We start from the raw sequence: 17,670 nt of genomic DNA, 5'->3' as shown, positions 1-17,670 counted from the left end.
ATGTATATGACTTTTGTTGTGTTTTTTTGTTACTAACTTTTTTTAAAAACAAATCCGCATTTTTTTTCATGGCTTTTTTCGTATAGTATCTATACAACTAGCTTTCAGAAAAAAATTGTAACTTGCAATTTAAGCTTATCACACTAAGAAAGAAGGAACTCTTCACAATGACGGAACATTCAGAAGAAAAACTATTTAACAAAGGTTTTATCAGTATTACGTTGATCAATTTTGTGGTGTATCTCGTGTACTACTTACTAATGGTGATCATTGCAGTGATTGCTCAAGATACCTTGCACGCTTCATTAGGTCAAGCAGGTCTTGCTTCAGGGATTTATATTATCGGCACCTTATTTGCACGATTGTTTATGGGTAAACTATTAGAACTCATTGGTAGAAAAGCAGTACTGAGATATGGCGCTTTATTTTATCTCATAACTACGATCGCTTATCTATACATCCCAAGTATCGGAATTCTTTACCTTGTCCGCTTGCTAAATGGTTTTGGCTATGGAACTGTCTCAACAGCAACAAATGCCATCGTAACAGCTTATATTCCTAAATCAAAACATGGGGAAGGGATCAATTATTACGGATTAAGCACGAGTCTAGCTGCTGCTATAGGTCCATTTATCGGGATGGTTTTACTTAATACTATGAGTTTTTATTTTATTATTTTATTTTCGATCGTACTGATTTTCTTGACCACGATCGCCTGTTTTATCTTCCCTGTAAAAAATATTCAATTGAGTGCTGAGCATAAAGCGAGTTTATCTCGTTGGACAGTTGATAGCTTCATTGAAAAGAAAGTGCTATTTATTTCATTTATTGCTTTTCTAATGGGACTTTCTTATTCAAGCGTACTGTCTTTCCTTTCATCTTACGCTAAAGCAATCGATCTTGTCAGCGCAAGCTCATTTTTCTTTGTGGTCTATGCTTTAGTGATTACAGCTACTCGTCCCCTATCTGGTCGCATTTTTGATGCAAGAGGTGAAAATGCCGTGATGTATCCTAGTTTTTTATTTTTAACAGTCGGATTATTTTTTCTAAGTGTTACAAATTCAAGCTGGATGCTGCTAGTTTCAGGTGGTTTGATTGGTCTAGGTTATGGAACGTTCATGTCTAATGGTCAAGCAATTTGTTTAAAGGAAAGTCCTAATAGTCACCGTATTGGTATTGCGTTATCTACCTATTTTATTGGTTTGGATCTTGGTCTTGGCGTGGGGCCTTATGTTTTAGGAGAATTACGAAGTATTTTGTCATTCCAAGGTTTATATTTCGTTGCTGGTCTGATTCCGATAGTTTGTACGATTCTTTACGCTTTGTTTTACCGATCAAAAGTCTCTGTTTATGAAAATATCAAATAAAAAAGGAGTAACATGATGAATACAGATGAACGTATGCTTGAAATTTTACAACAAACGTTAAACAAGATAGAAGAACTAAACACTCGCCTAGGTCATATTGAAAAAGATTTGACCTTGATCGACAACTATCAAGCAAATACAAATCAATACGCAAGAGCAATTGAATCAGCTATCGAGAATAATAATATCATGGGTTAAAAATAATAATTAGGAAATAGAAATTGGCTATTTTCTAATTATTATTTTTTTCCATTTATTTACTGTATATTTCAGTTGATTACGTTTTACCTTTGGAGGTCATAACGTTATGGAAAAAAAGTGATGAGTAAAAACTTGATATTTTCAAATTGATTTTCTTTAGTAAAAATGGCATTTCCGTCAATATGATTGCGGAAAAATCAACCTTGCCATTAAATCTGATTTATCGAAAGATCAAAGTAAATCGTGATGATTTGAAAGAAGTTTCCTCTCCAGAATCAGTAATAAATTATATTCTACGATCTTCTACAAACAGCTCTAATTTTTTTTTATCCAAATAAACAATCAGAGAGCAGAATAATTTTCTGCTCTCTGATTGTTTATTTTTAAAATGCCGGTGTTAATGTTTCACTGTATTTTGTTTCTAATAACTCACGAACTTTATCACTAGTCATTGCTTTTTTTAATGCCTTTATTTTGTCGGAGTCTTTGTTATCTTCTCTGGCAACCAAGCTTATGGCAAAGCGATCATCCACTTTCTTCTCCAATAAAATCGCATCTTTTGGTGTTAAGCCGATTTTAGCAATATAAGTCGGATAGTTGTAAATCATTGCCATATCTTTTTCATTATACGCTTCTGCTAGGTTTAGTAAGTCAACAGAAACCCATTCAAACTTTTTAGGATTTTCAACTACATCTTTGATTGCGCCATTGAACCCTACACCGTCTTTCAGTTTGATCAAACCAGCGTCATCTAAAATTGCCAGTGCACGGCCTTCGTTGGAAATATCACTTGGTAGTGCAATTTTGGCGCCATCTGGGAGATCTTTAATATCTTTGAACTCTTTCGAATAAAAGCCAACTTTAGCATTATAAATTTTTTGCACAATCACTAAATCACCATTTTTTTCTTCATTGAATTTTTGCATAAAGGGTTCATGTTGAGCAAAGTTGGCATCGATTTCTTTGGCATTTAAAAGTTCATTATATTGAATATTATCATTGACTTGAACCAACTCTACTTTATACCCATCTTCAATATTTTTGCCCGCCAATTCAACAACTTCAACAGTCGATGGAATATGAGAAGCAACTTTGATGACCTTATCTTCCTTCTTCTCCGTATCCGCTTGTTTTTTCTGTCCACCGCATCCTGCAACCACTAGACCCGTTACCATTAACATACTAATCAATACTTTTTTTTTCATGTTTCTGCTCCTAACTACTATTTTTTATTTATCTTTTTAGATACCCAACTACCACTTATTTGAATAAAACTTACGAATAGGATCATAACAACGATTGCTGTGTACATTATGGCATATTCATAACGTTGATAACCATACCTTAATGCAAAATCACCTATCCCACCGCCACCAACTACACCCATAACCGTTGAATAAGAAACCATACTGATTATAACTGACGTTAATGACAACACTAGACCCGAGCGAGCTTCAATATAAAGAAAACGGGTGATCAGCTGAAACTTAGTACTACCTAAAGATTGAGCCAACTCTAAAATGTCATTTGGTATTTCTAACAATACCTGTTCCACAAGCCGGGCATATATAGCAACCGCTACAAAACTTAAAGGCAAAGAAGCAGCATATGTCCCAAAAGCAGTCCCTAATACGAATCGAGTAAATGGGATCATAGCAACCACGAGTAATAGAAATGGAAATGAACGCACAATATTAATGTAGCCATTTGCTAACATGCCCAGCCACTGATTCGACTGAGTTGGTATCTTCTTTGTTAAATAAACAAATGTTCCAAGTGGTAACCCTAATGCCACAGCTGCAATGATTGAAATCAAAATCATTATGCCGCTTTCTGATAAAGCCTTACTTAATTCTGGAAGGTAATAACTAATTTTACTTATATACGCTGCCATCATCCCAAACTCTCCCGTACTCTTTCATAATAAGATCCAAACTGCGTTGATTGTTGACTTCTTTGAATGGCTAATATATCCAATACTTTTCCATTTTCTAGAATCGCTGTTCGATCGCATAATTGTTTGATCATATTCAATTCATGGCTGACGATAACCATTGTCGTTCCAAACGTTTGATTGATTCTTCGCAATAACTCTAAAATATCATAAGCATTTTGGCCATCTAAAGCAGAAGTTGGTTCATCGCAGAGTAAAATTTTGGGCTGTGTAATCAACGCCCTGGCAATTCCTACACGCTGTTTTTCACCACCACTAAGCTGGCTTGGATAATATTTGCCTTTATCAGACAAACGTACAAACTCCAAAACTTCTTGAATACGTTTTTGGTCATATGCGTTATTCAATCGTAAAGGAAGCCCAATATTTTCGTTGACAGTTTGGTTGTATAGCAAGTTAAATTGTTGAAAAATCATCCCAATTTGCTTACGACTTTGCCGTTTTTGTTTCTCATTTAACTGCATCAAATCCGCATCAAAGACTTTAATAACGCCTTGACTCGGTTTTTCTAAGGTGTTGATCATTCTTAGTAATGTAGATTTACCAGATCCACTTTCACCAATCACACCAAATATTTCATGTTCTTGGATTTTAAACTCAACATTATCTAATGCTGTGACAGCTGATCCATTATGATTATAAAACTTTGAAACTTGGTCAAACGTAATCATTTTATTTCCTCCAACTCAATCTACCAGCAACTGAACAAATTCGGCTTTAGAAACATTAGTAAAATAATCTCCTACTACGACATCAGCTAATACTTGCTTAATTGCTGCTTGCTCATATTTACAGCCAATCAATAACTCTGCTATTTCTTTTGTATCTTTTTGACTGAAGTAATCACCGTAAATTGTGATAGCTGAAATCCTTCCCTTTTCTACAGAAATATTTGCTTCTATGAGTCCACCTTGGAATTTTTCTTCTCTTTTGATCGTATACTTAGGTTCCTCACCAAATACCCAAGTCTCATTTCCATAAATCTCTGCTACCAATTGATCAATCGCTCGTTCATCTTCTTGGGTTAGATGATATTCTCGTGTCTGAATTGCGTCCATTGTCTTAGCTTTAAATAAATGCAATAATATGCGGTCTCGAAAATCTTCAGTGGAAATCCCTTGATATTCTTTAGCTAAGTAAGGTTTTAAATTGGTCACTCGGCTTCTAACAGACTTCGTCCCTTTTGATGCTAACTTTTTTTCAGAAACGGTAAGCACTCGACTAACTTCGTCTAAATCAACATCCAACATCAATGTTCCATGTGAATACATCTTTTTATTTTTCGTATACATAGCATTTCCAGAGAATTTTTTCCCATCGATCAGTAAATCATTTCGACCACTAATTTCTGCCCCGAGCGCACCCATTTCATGTAAAGCATCAATAATTGGCTGTGTAAATGCCTTAAAATTCCCAAATGACTCATGGGTTGCATCAACAACAAAACTAAAACTTAAATTACCTAAATCATCATACACTGCACCACCACCAGATAACCTTCTGGTAATAGTGATTTGGTGTTCCTTAGCATAATTCAAATCGACCTCTGCACGTACATTCTGATTGCGTCCGACGATAACACATGGTTTTTGAATATAAAACAATACCAGTGGTTCGTCGAATGACCGCTGATTCAACAGGTATTGTTCTGTCGCTAAATTCCGACGGATATCGTTAGAGGGCATAATAACATAATACATTTTATTCCTCTTTTCTTATTGTCTAAGCTTATAGGCTATTTCAGCCACCGCATGAAAATGCTTTCAATATAAATTTCTGATAATTCCAACAATAGATTTAGTCTATCATTCTTAATTATAATATTACATATATTTGCTCAAAAAAGCTTTACATTATAAGAAAAAATCATATTTTATATAACAGAAATTTTAACTTAACACAGATTTTAGTACACAACAGTGATGATCCCTATATTCTAACGATATGTATAAATAGAAAAACGACACAATAACCAGAAGTATCTCTGATTCATTGTGCCGTTTTTCCATTTCAAGCTATTTAAGTGTTAGGTAAAAATCTCAGAGTAATAAACGAGATTAGTTTCCCACTATTTTTTTTCGACTAGGCGAATTTGAACAGCTTCCATACGTAATGCCTTACCAGTTGTTCCTGCTGTTGCACCATTTGAAACATACGCGCCCCAGCCTTTGTTTTTAGAGTGCGCACGATATTGAACATCATATCTCTTCGCTAACTCACCAGTCAATCGAATTTGGATAGCTTCCATTCGTAAAGCTTTACCAGTTGTACCAGCTAATTCTCCATTAGCTTTGTATCCTTGCCAACCAATATTACGAACGTGAGCACGGTACTCGATGCCGCCTTCGATTTTCTTAGCTGATTCAGGCATGTCTACATCTTCTAGATTCAATTTAACAGCTTCAAGAGCTAATTTTCTACCTGTCGTCCCAATAATTTCATTGGTATCAACAGTTTTTTGCCAGCCTATATTACTAACATGACCTGTTCCTCTAATATTTGGCGCTACTTTTTGAGCGTCCTCTAATTGTTTTTGTAATTTAGCTTTTGTATCAGCATCACGAATTTTCTTGATTGTTTCCGCTGCTTTATCAAAATCTTTGGCTTTGATTTGAGCTTCTGCTAATTCAATCAATGATTTGTCGTGAACAAGGTTGTCTGCTTTTACTAATGCTTCAACTTCTTTTTCAACAGCTGCTTTAGTTGTTAATTTAGAAATCTTGTCTTTAGCTGCAACTTTTTCTTCAGCAGTTAAGTTTTCTAATGCATCGATTTGTTTGTTTGCAGCGGCTTTTGCTTCAGATAGAGCAATACCGTTATTTAGTTTATTTTGATATTGTTTACGTGTCGTGTCTGATTTTAATTGATTGATCATTTTTTGCGCTTCTACGTATGAACCAGAATCAATCAATGAATCAATTTCATTGGTAAGTTCTTTATCATATTGCTTGATGGCTTCTGCTTTGGCTTCTTCGTAAACTGCTACCATATCTGCTTTTTCTGATAAGCTATTTACTTTATTTGTATAAGCAACTTTTTGGGCAGGTGTTAAGCCTATCAAACCGTTAATCGCATTATTAATAGTAGTTTTAGCAGCATTTAAATCTGCCGCCGCAACTTGACGATCTGTGATTAATTGCTCTACTTTTCCTCTAAGAGTCGCCACTTCCTCTGTAGTCGAACAATCAACTACTTCTGATGAGAATTTTTTCTTTTCAGCATCAGTTAATTCAGATGATCCATTAATAAATCCTGCAAGAGCCTCTTTATCCGTCAAAAGCTGCTCTTGTTTATTTGCAAGATTAGTATCTGCAGCCATAGCACGATTTACTACATCAGTAATATCATCTATTGTAGTTTTGGCATTAATTTCAGCTTTATATCCATCTTTGACACTCTTTGAAAGATATTTTAATTCATCAATTTGCTTGTTTGCAGCAATTTTTGCTTCCGCTAGCTCATTGGCTTTGTCTTTGGTCGCTTTATTCGTAGCATTTAACGCTTCTGCTGTTTCTAAAGCAGTTTTAATCTCTTCGTTATTTTTTGCATCTGTAATACTTTTTAGCGCAGCTTTAGCTTGTGTTACTGTTAAATCTTCTAATTTATTCAAAATATTTTTAGCAATTTCTTTTGCTTCATCTAATTCGGCTGTCTCAATTGCTTTAATATCATTTGCATAAACAGCTTTAGCTAAGATATCTGCTACTTTTTCTAAAGTATCAACTGTATCAACATCAAGTTTTGCTTTATGAGTTGTTCTTTCAGTTTCATCAAGAGCTTCCAATGAATCAATTTGTTTTTTTGCATCAAGTTTTGCTTTTGACAATTGAGCTGCTTTATCAGCATCTTTAGCAAGTTCTAATTTGGTATTTACTTCACTTTTTGTAGTTGCAGCTTTTACAGCTGTAATGTGCGGTTCTTTCTCATCAGCTTTTAAATTAGATAATGCTTGAATTTCTTTGATTGCTGTCTCTTTGGCTACTTCTAAAGCTTTGATTTCTAACTTTCTAGCAGCTTGAGCTTGTGCAACAATTTCTGCAACGGCTTCTGCGGTTTTTGATAAGCCAACATTTGCTTTATACGTAGATAAAGCAATTTTATCTTCTAATTCTAAAGCATCAAGTAATGTTTGCGCCTCAGCTTGTGCTGCTGCTAAATTCTTTTGCTTAAGAGATTCTACTTCATAAAATTCATTCCATTCCTGCATAACAGCATCAAGTGCTTCAGTTGTTTTTGCTGCATCAACTTTACCTTGGAATCGTTTAACGTCTTCTGCTTTGACTACATCGCCTGCTTCTGAAGCAATTTGATTTTTCATATTTGCTTTTTTCTCATTTAAATCAGCCGTTTCTTTGTTTGCAATTGCCTGATCTATGTCTGCTTCTAGATTTGTTAAATCTACTAAATCTTGTTCTGCTTTTGGCGTTTTATTTGCGATTTTTTCAAGACGATCGCTGAATGCATCATCTAAGGTAGCCGATAAGTCTGCTTCTTGTAATTTGCTACTTAACGCATTTACTTGAGCATTAATTAGTTTTGTTAGAACACCTTGGTAAGCAGTTTTTGCTGCATCAACCGCTGAATCTACCTCTTCTTTAGTTTCAGCATTATCAATTGCAGTATAGTGGAGCTCTTTTTCTAAATCAGAAAAATAGGTCATTCCTTTAATAACTTCTTTTTGCTGAGTTTGATATTTCGGAAGATTCGCAAATGCTGTATTGGCTTCTGTTGCCGCTTTTAAAACTTCTTCTGCTGCTTTTTGATTCTCTGCTAAATCAGCAGCAAAAACCTCTTTAGCTACACCATAATTTTTTGATTCGTTAGCCAATTCTGCATTAAATTTATTTATTAATCCAGTTTTAGCAAGTGCTGTGGCGATCTTGCCTTTATATGCTGCTTTAGTGCTTTCACCAGTTTCTGGTAAAGAGTTTAAAGCTTCGATTTGATTATCATAACTAGCTTGTAATAAATCAATTTCGGCAACAACATCGGCCTTATATGCATCTACTGTAGCTGTATTGACTTCTTCTTCATTAGTAGCCTTTCTAACATTGGCAAGATGTACATCTTTCGCTTCTGGTGACAATGATTTTAGGGCTTCGATATTTGTAACTGCTTGATTAATCAGCTTCTGTAATTCTTCATCATCTACTACTCTCATTTGCGCTGTTTCTGCGTTTGCTTGCTCAGTATCTGTGACCGCTAAAGCAGCAACCGGACTAAACGCATGCAGTAATAATCCAAATACTACAGGGGCTACTACCCACTGTTTCTTTCTCTTATACATTTTGTAAATTTTCTTCGTGTTGCTTTCAGGACTCAAATCGTCTTTTCTGAAATTTTTGTTGCTCTTCATGAACCATTACCTCCATAATAATAATTTTTTTGTTAAATACCAATTTGAATTAGTACTCACGCAAAGTAAAATAATGGACACGACCAAAAAAATCCATATAATAAAGTACATAGCATATTAGATTAAGGCGTATCCGATTAGCTTCCCATTTCTTCTTTTTTGTAGGAACAAGAAATGGCTTTTTTGTTATTGATTACATGCGTCCCATTTTTACCTTGACGGCTTTCTTGACGGCTGAAATCCAGTGTTAATGCTAAAAAAACATAATAAAAAAACCATATGAGCTTATCAAATGGTTTTAACTGGATCATTAATTTGTTTTTTTTAGAATAAGCAATTAAATAGTAGAAATTTTTTCAATTGCTTGTCTTTCATCTTTCATAAATGAATTTGTGTAGACATCCAACGTCATCTTAGTTGAGGTATGACCTAACATTGAACTTATTGTAGCAATGTTCACCCCCAACTCTAAGCAACGAGTTGCAAAGGTATGCCGCAATGCATGAAAAGGTAACTGTGTTATTTGCAGCTGCTCCAAAAGGTTTTTAAATCGATACGTAATCGTTCGTGGTTCAGTACAAGAATCGGCAATTCCAACAACATATGAACTTTTAGAAGATTGCTTGATTTCAATTAGATAGGTTTCAAGTTGGTTTGATAATGGTAAGGTTCTCTCAGATTGAAACGTTTTTGGTGTTCCTTCAATCAAAGCCGTTTTACCACTGTCCACTTGCAATCGTTGGAGTGTTCTTTGAATATGAATTGTTTTTTCAGTAAAATCTATGTCACCCCATTGTAAGGCACTGATCTCACCGATGCGCATTCCAGTTTCTAACGCTAGAATAATCGGTAAGTATTTTTCATCTGCAATGGCAGCTGCTTTAATTTTTTTTTGTTGTGCTACAGAAAAAGCTCGTACTTTTTGTTTTTCCAACTTGGGTAAATCGATATTTAGCGCTGGATTCTTTTTCAATAAATTTTGACGAACCGCTTGAGCTAAACCATTTTTCAAAACGCGATGAACAGCATGCACTGAGCTTGGCGATAGTGACAGACTTAACTGCAAAATCCATTGATCGATATCTGTCGGTAATAATTCAGTTAATCGAATAGCACCAATCCTCGGCAAAATATGCAATTGAACTTTACTTTTATAACTATTATAAGTACTTAGCTTAACTCTTGTTTTGACGATTGTATCAAGCCAAACTTCAAACCACTCAGTCAGTGTTCCAGTATAGGTTGATTGAAACTCAGGATCTCTAAGTGAATCAGCTTTTAGTAACATTAATTTATGTTTTACTTCCAAATACTTTCTAGAATAAATGTAACCATAACGAATTTTCCCATCCATTTTTCGTTCCTTTATATAACGGCCTTCCCAGCGGCCATCTTTTCTCTTATATATGTTTTCTCCTCTTTTTGCCATGATAAAATCCCTCTCTCATTTTTTGATTTGTGACGGCGTATTTGACGGCGTTGGAATTAAAGTACCGAATCGTTGTTTTCTCAGCATTTTATTCAACTAAATATACGCATTCCCAATTTTCAGGGGAGAATTATTCATTCATAAAATATCAAATTAGTACTATATTTCTTTTGCAAAACGTTTTTATATCCGCAAGAAAATATCATTATGAACGTTTTTTAATAACATAAGAGATTAAGACTTTTTTTTATAAAACCAATTACACCAATACCTATTGACATTCAGCCTACTTAAATAGTACAATACTAGGTGTTGAGTGAATAAGACTGTTTATAAAACCAACATTTTTTATTCATCAAAATTTCATTTTCTCATTTCTTGTTCCTACAAAGAACAAGAAAAAATATCATTAAATTTTTCCCCTCAAAATCAACACAGTTAAGTCGATTTCCAACATTTTTATCCTTCTCTCCAATGCATTTTTACGTTTTCATTACTAACTCCCCATAACTCATGGTACTAACTTTGTAACTTCCCTTTTTTACTATCTTACAACCAACATTTCTTAAGTCTCACCTAATTTTTTTCATTTTCAATCACCTTTTAATACTCTTTCATTTTTTTGGTTGCGCATTCATAATTCTCTAAATAAAACAGATCTACCTGCCACAGTATAGAAGTTAAAAATGACACGCGTTATTAATTACAATGTTACAATACCAAGGCTGAAGTTTCCAATCTAATTTTTTTTTTTAATCTTTTCTTTCCTTCTAAAAAAAAATAATTCTATAAATAGTTTTTTTTTACAGTTAAATTCCCATCCTCTTTTTTATTATCCTGTTTTTTTATCACGAACTATCATCTACTTTAAGCAAAGTTAGAAAAAAATAAATGTTTTTTTATAGAAAAAAGCACCCTGTTTATCTTTTCAGGGGTGCTTTCTTTTTTCTTTTTTTTTATTCTTTTATATTAGTTTTTTTCTTTCACAGCACTATTCAACAAAGCATCGTCAATAAGCTAGCTTTCATTCACTTTTTTCTTAATAGCAGAAAGAATTTCTTGAACATTATTTCTAATAAAGAAATGATCTCCTTGAAAAACGATCTGTTCGCAATTAGAGCCTATAAGATCCATCCACTCTTTTAGCTCGCTCTTTTTCTCTTGTGTTCCATTAAAAATAAGTACTGGACAACTTACTCTTGTTTTTTTGGGGCTAATGCTGAACTGATTTAATAATGCTAAATCTTCCCTCAAATAATCTGTCACTAGCTCTAACAGCTCAACTTCTTCAATGACTTCCTTGGGAATTCCACCTAACTTAAAGAAAAATTGATTAAATTTTTTAGTTGGTGCAGATAAAATCGATTCATAAGTCTTTGAACGAAAAGTCTCACTTCCAGAAAATATCAACAGTTTGGGTTGTCTGATCGTCATCTTTTCAAGCTTCTTATAAATATCCATTGCAACTCTGGCTCCCATGCTATGACCAAATAAAATATACTCTTTGGTAAAATCCACACATTCTAATACTTGTTTTAAGGTTTTGTCAATCAACATCCGCCAAGATTGCGGTCTATCTGCAAAACTTCTCCGCCCCCGACCATCATATTCGATTTGAATAATTTCAAAATGCTCATCATTCAACTCTAACCATTCTTTATAAGGATTTACGATACTCCCGGCGTAAGGAAGCATAACTAATTGAATCATCTTTTTTCTCCCATTTCCATTCTAACGTAATTCCAGTTCTAGCTGGTCGCAAGCACTTTGTAGTAGAGTATCCAGTTGTTTTTTCTGGTTTATATTTTCTGGGTAAATTAGAACTAGTTGATCTAAATATTTGTTGATAACGATCTCAAACCCATCAACGTTTTCCATTATCTCTACTTGTTTTTTAGCGGTTTCCAAGGTTTCACTTGTGAATTCAAAAACTGTTTGGTTATTGATTGAATATATCTCTTTATTTGTATAGTCACTATCCATTTTACTCAATTCATCGATCAGGCTAATCTGAGTATCTAGTTTTAACTGCTGCAAATAGCCCATCTGTTCTTCTATATTGTCGACTGACTGATTAAGTAAAACTGGCCATAAGTCAATATACGGACCAATCGCTTGTGCAAAATCTGCTGGTAAGTATTTTCTATTTTCTTGCACAACATAAACAGGAATTGTTTGAGGATAATCGATTCCATGGTTTTTACGAATAATAATTTGAGCTAAATACATAATAAGTGCCCAATGATTTTTCCCATAATATTTTTTCGTCTTTTCCCCTAAACTTAATGTAGACAAGCAAATAGAAAACTCTTGCTTTCTTTTTTGTTCAACACGAATATGCTCTTTATTTTGCTTAAACATCAACAGATGTGCTTCCAGTTTTTTCAGCTCTGATTCCTCGTCAAGGACAGGTTTAGGTAAAAGATAGCCAATGTTAGGTTTAGGATTTTTAACAGGATTCATAATGTATTCTTTTATTCGATCGTAAAATACTGTATCACTATACTTATCCCAAATAGTATGAGAAATCAGTAGATGTAAAATCGTTGTTTCTTCATTTATTTGGGTAAGCAGCATATGATATAGGGCATTTGTTGTTTCATTTTTAAGTGCTGATACCATGTTATCTTTTATTCCCTTTTGGAAGATAACCTTATCTTCCTCTGGTCTATCACTTAAATCAATAAAAGGAATTGTAAACGACTCCTCAAAAGGATGTTCATACAACCTGAATTTTTCTCCCTGCCATCCATAACTCGTACGCAGTAAAGGCTGCTCATACACAACTTGTTTTACTGCTTCAATGATTCGTTCAGAATCTGATGTAGGTAGCTCAAATGCTGCATAAACCATCGTAGCATCTAACGTATCCAAAAACATTCTTTGCATAGCTGAAGGCTGAATCACTTGCTTAACTGGTGAACCTTCCCAATTAATTGGAACAAATAAGTCCCCTTCATCTGTGACAGATTGCGGTTCATTCTGTAAAAAATCTAAAATTTCATCTATTTCTTTTAAAAATCGCTCATTTACATTTTGAATAAATTCCTTTGAAAAAAGACGATTGTCATAGACGATATTACTATTCAAATTTTTGTCTACGATCACTAAATTAACTGCAATCGGCGTTCCAAATTGATTATTAGGACTAACTTCATTTCCTTGCGGCGCAGGACTCATCTTGAATAAGTGATCTCCTTGCTGTGATTCATTAAACTCTCCTGAATAATTGAATGTAACCATTGGTTCAGCCTTAGAAATTTCAGGTAAAACTGTTTTAGCAAGCCCATAACCAATACCATTTTTAGGAATTGCTTTCAATGAACGGTTTACTTCTAAAATATCAGCTTCAATACTATTATTCCCCAACGAAAACGCAACTGGATAGGTGACTGTAAACCATCCAACAGTTCGATCAATCTCAGTATCATCCGTTAGTTGTTCCCTGCCATGGCCTTCCATAAGTAAGGAAACCGCTGAATTTCCAGTTACTCTCGCTATTGCTCTAGTTAGAGCGGTAATCAAAATTTCATTGATGTAGAAATGACTAAAGCGATTTTTCTGCATTAAAAGCTCAGTTGTTTTTCTCATACCTAATTGAGTGGATAAGATTGTTACTTGTTTGGTTCGTTCAGCATCTAAATCATTTTTCAACTGACTTTTTTCAACAATTGCCGCTGTTTCTTGCCAAAATAATAGCTCATTAGCTAGTTCCTCACTCTTACTGTAGTCAACTAATTCTTGACTCCATTTTTGATAAGACATGGTTTTTAATGGGAGTTTTATTTTTTGTTCAGCTTTGAGTGCATTATAGGCTGTTTCAAGATCCTCCAAGATGATTTTCCAAGAAATGGTATCAACAACCAAATGATGGGCAATTAGCAATAAGAAACTACGATCTCTAAACTGATAAATAACTGCTTTAAAGACTCTACCATCTGCCAAAGAAAGGTCTGCTTGTGCAGCATTGCTTAATTTTTGCATTGATTGATAGATTTCAGTTGTTTGATCAAACCAATCGATTGTCCGACTATCTTGTTCAAAATTATAACGCTTCAGTGTAAATGAAGAGACCATTTCTCTCGGCTGAACAGACTGCCCTCCATTATAAATAGCCCGTAACATATCATGATGGATCATGATTTCTTGCAATGCTTGTGTCATTTTTCCTTCACTCAATTGTTCTGTCGCAAATTCAAGCATGATCGATTGATTAAAATGATTAGGTTCCGCTAACTGTTCATCCATAAATTTTTGCTGGATCGGTGTAAAAAGAACTGCTCCTGTCACATCACTCTGATCAAGAGCCATCTTTTTGTTTTGTTTCAGATTCGTGCTTAATTCTTTGATCGTTCGGTACTGAAGAATGTCATTGATTGTAAGTGAGTACCCCTGTTCTTTCAGTTTTGATACAATTCGGATAGCTTTAATTGAATCTCCACCTAAGTCATAGAAATCTTCATTTATCCCAATCTCATCTTGATTAAGGATTTCTTTAAAAATCGCTAAAATATTCATTTGTATTTGCGTTTTTGGTTGTTCTTTTTCTTCTTTATTTAGATCGAGCTGATGCTCTGGTAATTGGTCAACAGCTAATTTTCCATTTTTAGTGGTTGGTAACGAATCTAAGAGAATAATCGCTTTTGGGATCATATACTCGGGTAATTGCGCTCTTAAAGATTCTTTTATTTGTTTTTCAGAAATATTCTTTGTAGTACTCACATAGGCAATAAGCTGTTTTTCTGCTGAGGTTTCGCTTTCAACAACAATCACAGCTGCTTCTTTCATTTCAGAAATATCTAACAGATGTGCTTCAATTTCTTTAAGCTCAATTCTAAATCCACGAATTTTTACTTGTTGGTCGATTCGCCCTAAAAATTCAACTTGCCCTGCTTCATCCCACCGAACTAGATCTCCAGTTTTATATAATTTTTCTTTGGGGTTAAATGGATTTTTTATGAATTTTTCATCTGTTAATTCATCCTTCCCTAAATAACCTCTGGCAAGCCCTTCGCCACCCAAATATAATTCTCCTGGCATTCCGATCCCGCAAAGCGACTCGTCAGAAAAAATCAACGCCGTAGTATAATTGATTGGCTTACCGATCGGAATCGTCTGCATGAATGGCTCAGAAATTTCATAAGTCAAAGCAAAAGTTGTACACTCCGTCGGACCATAGCCATTGATCAAGTGAGTTTGCTGATTGGCTTGCTTAAATTTAGAGACATGATAATTTGACAGCTTTTCACCACCGATCAATAGATAGTTTAGGGATGAAAAAATTTGCTCATTTAAGGAAACTAATTGATTAAACAAAGAAGAGGTCAACCACATCACATCGATCTGGTTCATTTCAATTATTTCTTCTAATTTATCTGGATCAACTAAATTTTCAATTTCTGATAAATGTAATGTTCCACCATTTAACAACGCACCCCAAATTTCAAAAGTGCTTGCATCGAAAGTTAGGGAACCAGTTTGCAAAATTCTTGGCTGAGCCAGTTGGACATAATTTGGTTCTTTGACTAAGCGAATAATGCTTTTATGCTCAATCATTGTTCCTTTAGGTTCCCCCGTTGTACCAGACGTATAAATCACATATGCTAATGAATGCTTTGAAAGTTGGACAGGCTGATAACTAACGATTAAATCAGGTCTTTCTAAATCAGCTAATGTTACTTTAGCTACTGAGAAATCATCATCACATTGTTCTGAAGTAAAATCGATCAGTAACCCAGCCTGACTTTTTTCTACAATTTCTTTATTTCTCTTTTTCGGACTTTTAGGATCTAACGGCAGATACGCACAACCTGCTTTTAAAATACCTAAATACGCTATAATGGTTTGAACTTCTCTTACAGCAAGAATCGCAATAATCTCTGATTCAGCTTTTTTAGATTGGATCAAAGAAGCAATTTTTGTTGATTCATGATCTAATTCAGCATAAGTCAAGGTTTTGTCTGGTCCTGCAATAGCAATACTCGTCGGATAGTTCTTCACTTGTTCTTTGAAATGATCGATGACCGTCTCATCTTGGGGTAATTCAGGTTCTGAGCTATTAAATTGAGTCATGATTTTTGTGATTTCTTCTTGCTCCAAACATGAAAACTCTCGAATTGGTTTAGTTACATCTGCTAAAATAGCCCCCATCAATGTTACAAAATGCTGCTGCATTCGTTCAACAGTTGATTTTTTGAATAAATTAACATCATATTCCCAAACTAGCTCTACTTGATTTTCTGCTATACCTAAATTAAACGTCAGATCAAATTTTGCCACATGAGACTCTCTTGGAACCTCAGCTAATAGGCTATCTCCCAATGTTACATCCAATTGTCCATTACTTTGATAGTTAAAAAGAATATCAAAAATAGGATTTTTATTTTCACAAATCGGAGCCTTCAAATCCTCAATGATTTCATCTAATGGATAATCTTGATGATCAAAAATACGCATTAGCTTATGCTTGATACGATCTAAATACACAAGGAAATTTTCGTTTGATTGTATCTTATCATTGATCGGAACTGTATTAACAAACATCCCCAATAGATTTTGAATATCTGGATGATCCCGCCCCGACATGGTCGTACCGATCACGACATCTTCACTGCCTGAATATTTTGATAAAAAGATCATAAAACACGCAATAAAAATCATGTAATTTGTTGCACCCGTTTTTTCAGTCAATTGATTCAACTGTTTGATCTGTTCGGCAGATAAACACGTACTAATCGTATCACCACAATATTCTCTCTCTTTAGGGCGTGGATAGTCATAAAATAATTCAAATTCTGGTAAGCCATCTGAAAACTCATCCAGCCAAAATTGTTTGCTGGACTGCTTATCTTTTTTTCTATGCCATGCACTATAATCTTTATATTGCAACTTCACAGGCGGCAACGGCTTATCATCATATAAATAACTCAATTCTTCTAAAAAAATCCCCATTGAGCCACCATCCATAATGATATGATGGGCATCAAATAGTAGATATCGTTCGCCTGTTACAAGTGTGCAGTAGCACACTCGTAACAAAGGCAAAGCATCAATAGTAAAGGGTCTAACAAATTCATCTATGATCACCGATAGCGGTTTGGCAGAATCACTAATCATTTCAATTGAAAATTTATAATCTTCTTCTACGATTTGTCCGAATTTACCATCGATCATATCAAAATAAGTTCTTAATACCTGATGTCGCTCAATTAGTTTGTTTAAAGAGCTGTTCAGTTTTTCTAACTCTATCGGTTGTGATAATTGAAAAGCAATCGGAATATTATATGTGATACCTTCTCCTTGTACTTGCTCAATCGTGTAAATTCTTTTTTGAGCAGAACTCATTAAATATTTTTTACTCACC

Annotated in this window: 10 protein-coding genes; 2 read left to right on the top strand and 8 right to left on the bottom strand. The window is 34.4% G+C overall.

The window, feature by feature from the left end; all coding sequences use genetic code 11:
• The first annotated feature begins 167 nt into the window (after nt 1–167).
• Both A5821_RS14490 and A5821_RS14485 read left to right on the top strand, forming a co-directional pair.
• Nucleotides 168–1,367: an MFS transporter gene (locus A5821_RS14490; protein WP_086315429.1), complete on the top strand. Its 1,200-nt coding sequence runs from the start codon at nt 168–170 to the stop codon at nt 1,365–1,367.
• A gap of 15 nt (nt 1,368–1,382) precedes the next feature.
• Nucleotides 1,383–1,565, top strand: a complete 183-nt coding sequence (locus A5821_RS14485) for a hypothetical protein (protein WP_086315428.1) — start codon at nt 1,383–1,385, stop codon at nt 1,563–1,565.
• Nucleotides 1,566–1,951: 386 nt separating this feature from the next.
• On the opposite strand, the gene A5821_RS14480 is transcribed toward A5821_RS14485, so the two are convergent.
• From A5821_RS14480 to A5821_RS14445, 8 genes are all read right to left on the bottom strand, one after another.
• On the bottom strand, nt 1,952–2,773 hold the full coding sequence (locus tag A5821_RS14480; RefSeq protein WP_086315427.1) for a MetQ/NlpA family ABC transporter substrate-binding protein: 822 nt from the start codon (nt 2,771–2,773) through the stop codon (nt 1,952–1,954).
• A 17-nt stretch (nt 2,774–2,790) separates the two neighbouring features.
• Nucleotides 2,791–3,465, bottom strand: a complete 675-nt coding sequence (locus A5821_RS14475; RefSeq protein ID WP_086315426.1) for a methionine ABC transporter permease — start codon at nt 3,463–3,465, stop codon at nt 2,791–2,793.
• Nucleotides 3,462–4,193 (bottom strand): methionine ABC transporter ATP-binding protein, encoded by a 732-nt coding sequence (locus A5821_RS14470; RefSeq protein WP_086315425.1) that lies wholly within the window; start codon nt 4,191–4,193, stop codon nt 3,462–3,464. The genes A5821_RS14475 and A5821_RS14470 overlap by 4 nt, the downstream gene beginning before the upstream one ends.
• 15 nt (nt 4,194–4,208) lie before the next feature.
• Entirely contained in the window at nt 4,209–5,222 is a 1,014-nt protein-coding gene (locus A5821_RS14465; RefSeq protein ID WP_086315424.1) for a lipoate--protein ligase, read from the bottom strand.
• A 368-nt stretch (nt 5,223–5,590) separates the two neighbouring features.
• Nucleotides 5,591–8,878, bottom strand: coding sequence for a KxYKxGKxW signal peptide domain-containing protein (locus A5821_RS14460; RefSeq protein WP_086315423.1), 3,288 nt, complete (start codon nt 8,876–8,878; stop codon nt 5,591–5,593).
• Nucleotides 8,879–9,215: 337 nt separating this feature from the next.
• Nucleotides 9,216–10,307: a tyrosine-type recombinase/integrase gene (locus tag A5821_RS14455; RefSeq protein WP_086315422.1), complete on the bottom strand. Its 1,092-nt coding sequence runs from the start codon at nt 10,305–10,307 to the stop codon at nt 9,216–9,218.
• Nucleotides 10,308–11,324: 1,017 nt separating this feature from the next.
• The gene (locus A5821_RS14450; RefSeq protein ID WP_086315421.1) at nt 11,325–12,017 is read right to left on the bottom strand and encodes a thioesterase II family protein; all 693 of its coding nucleotides are present in this window, start codon (nt 12,015–12,017) and stop codon (nt 11,325–11,327) included.
• Between the two features lie 21 nt (nt 12,018–12,038).
• Entirely contained in the window at nt 12,039–17,669 is a 5,631-nt protein-coding gene (locus A5821_RS14445; protein ID WP_086315420.1) for a non-ribosomal peptide synthetase, read from the bottom strand.
• Between the last annotated feature and the right edge of the window lies 1 nt (nt 17,670).

Origin of the sequence: Enterococcus sp. 7F3_DIV0205, from assembly GCF_002141365.2 — a bacterium.
Lineage (GTDB): Bacteria > Bacillota > Bacilli > Lactobacillales > Enterococcaceae > Enterococcus_L > Enterococcus_L palustris.
The sequence above is the reverse complement of the archived record's forward strand: the minus strand, read 5'-3'. Positions and strand labels throughout refer to the sequence as shown.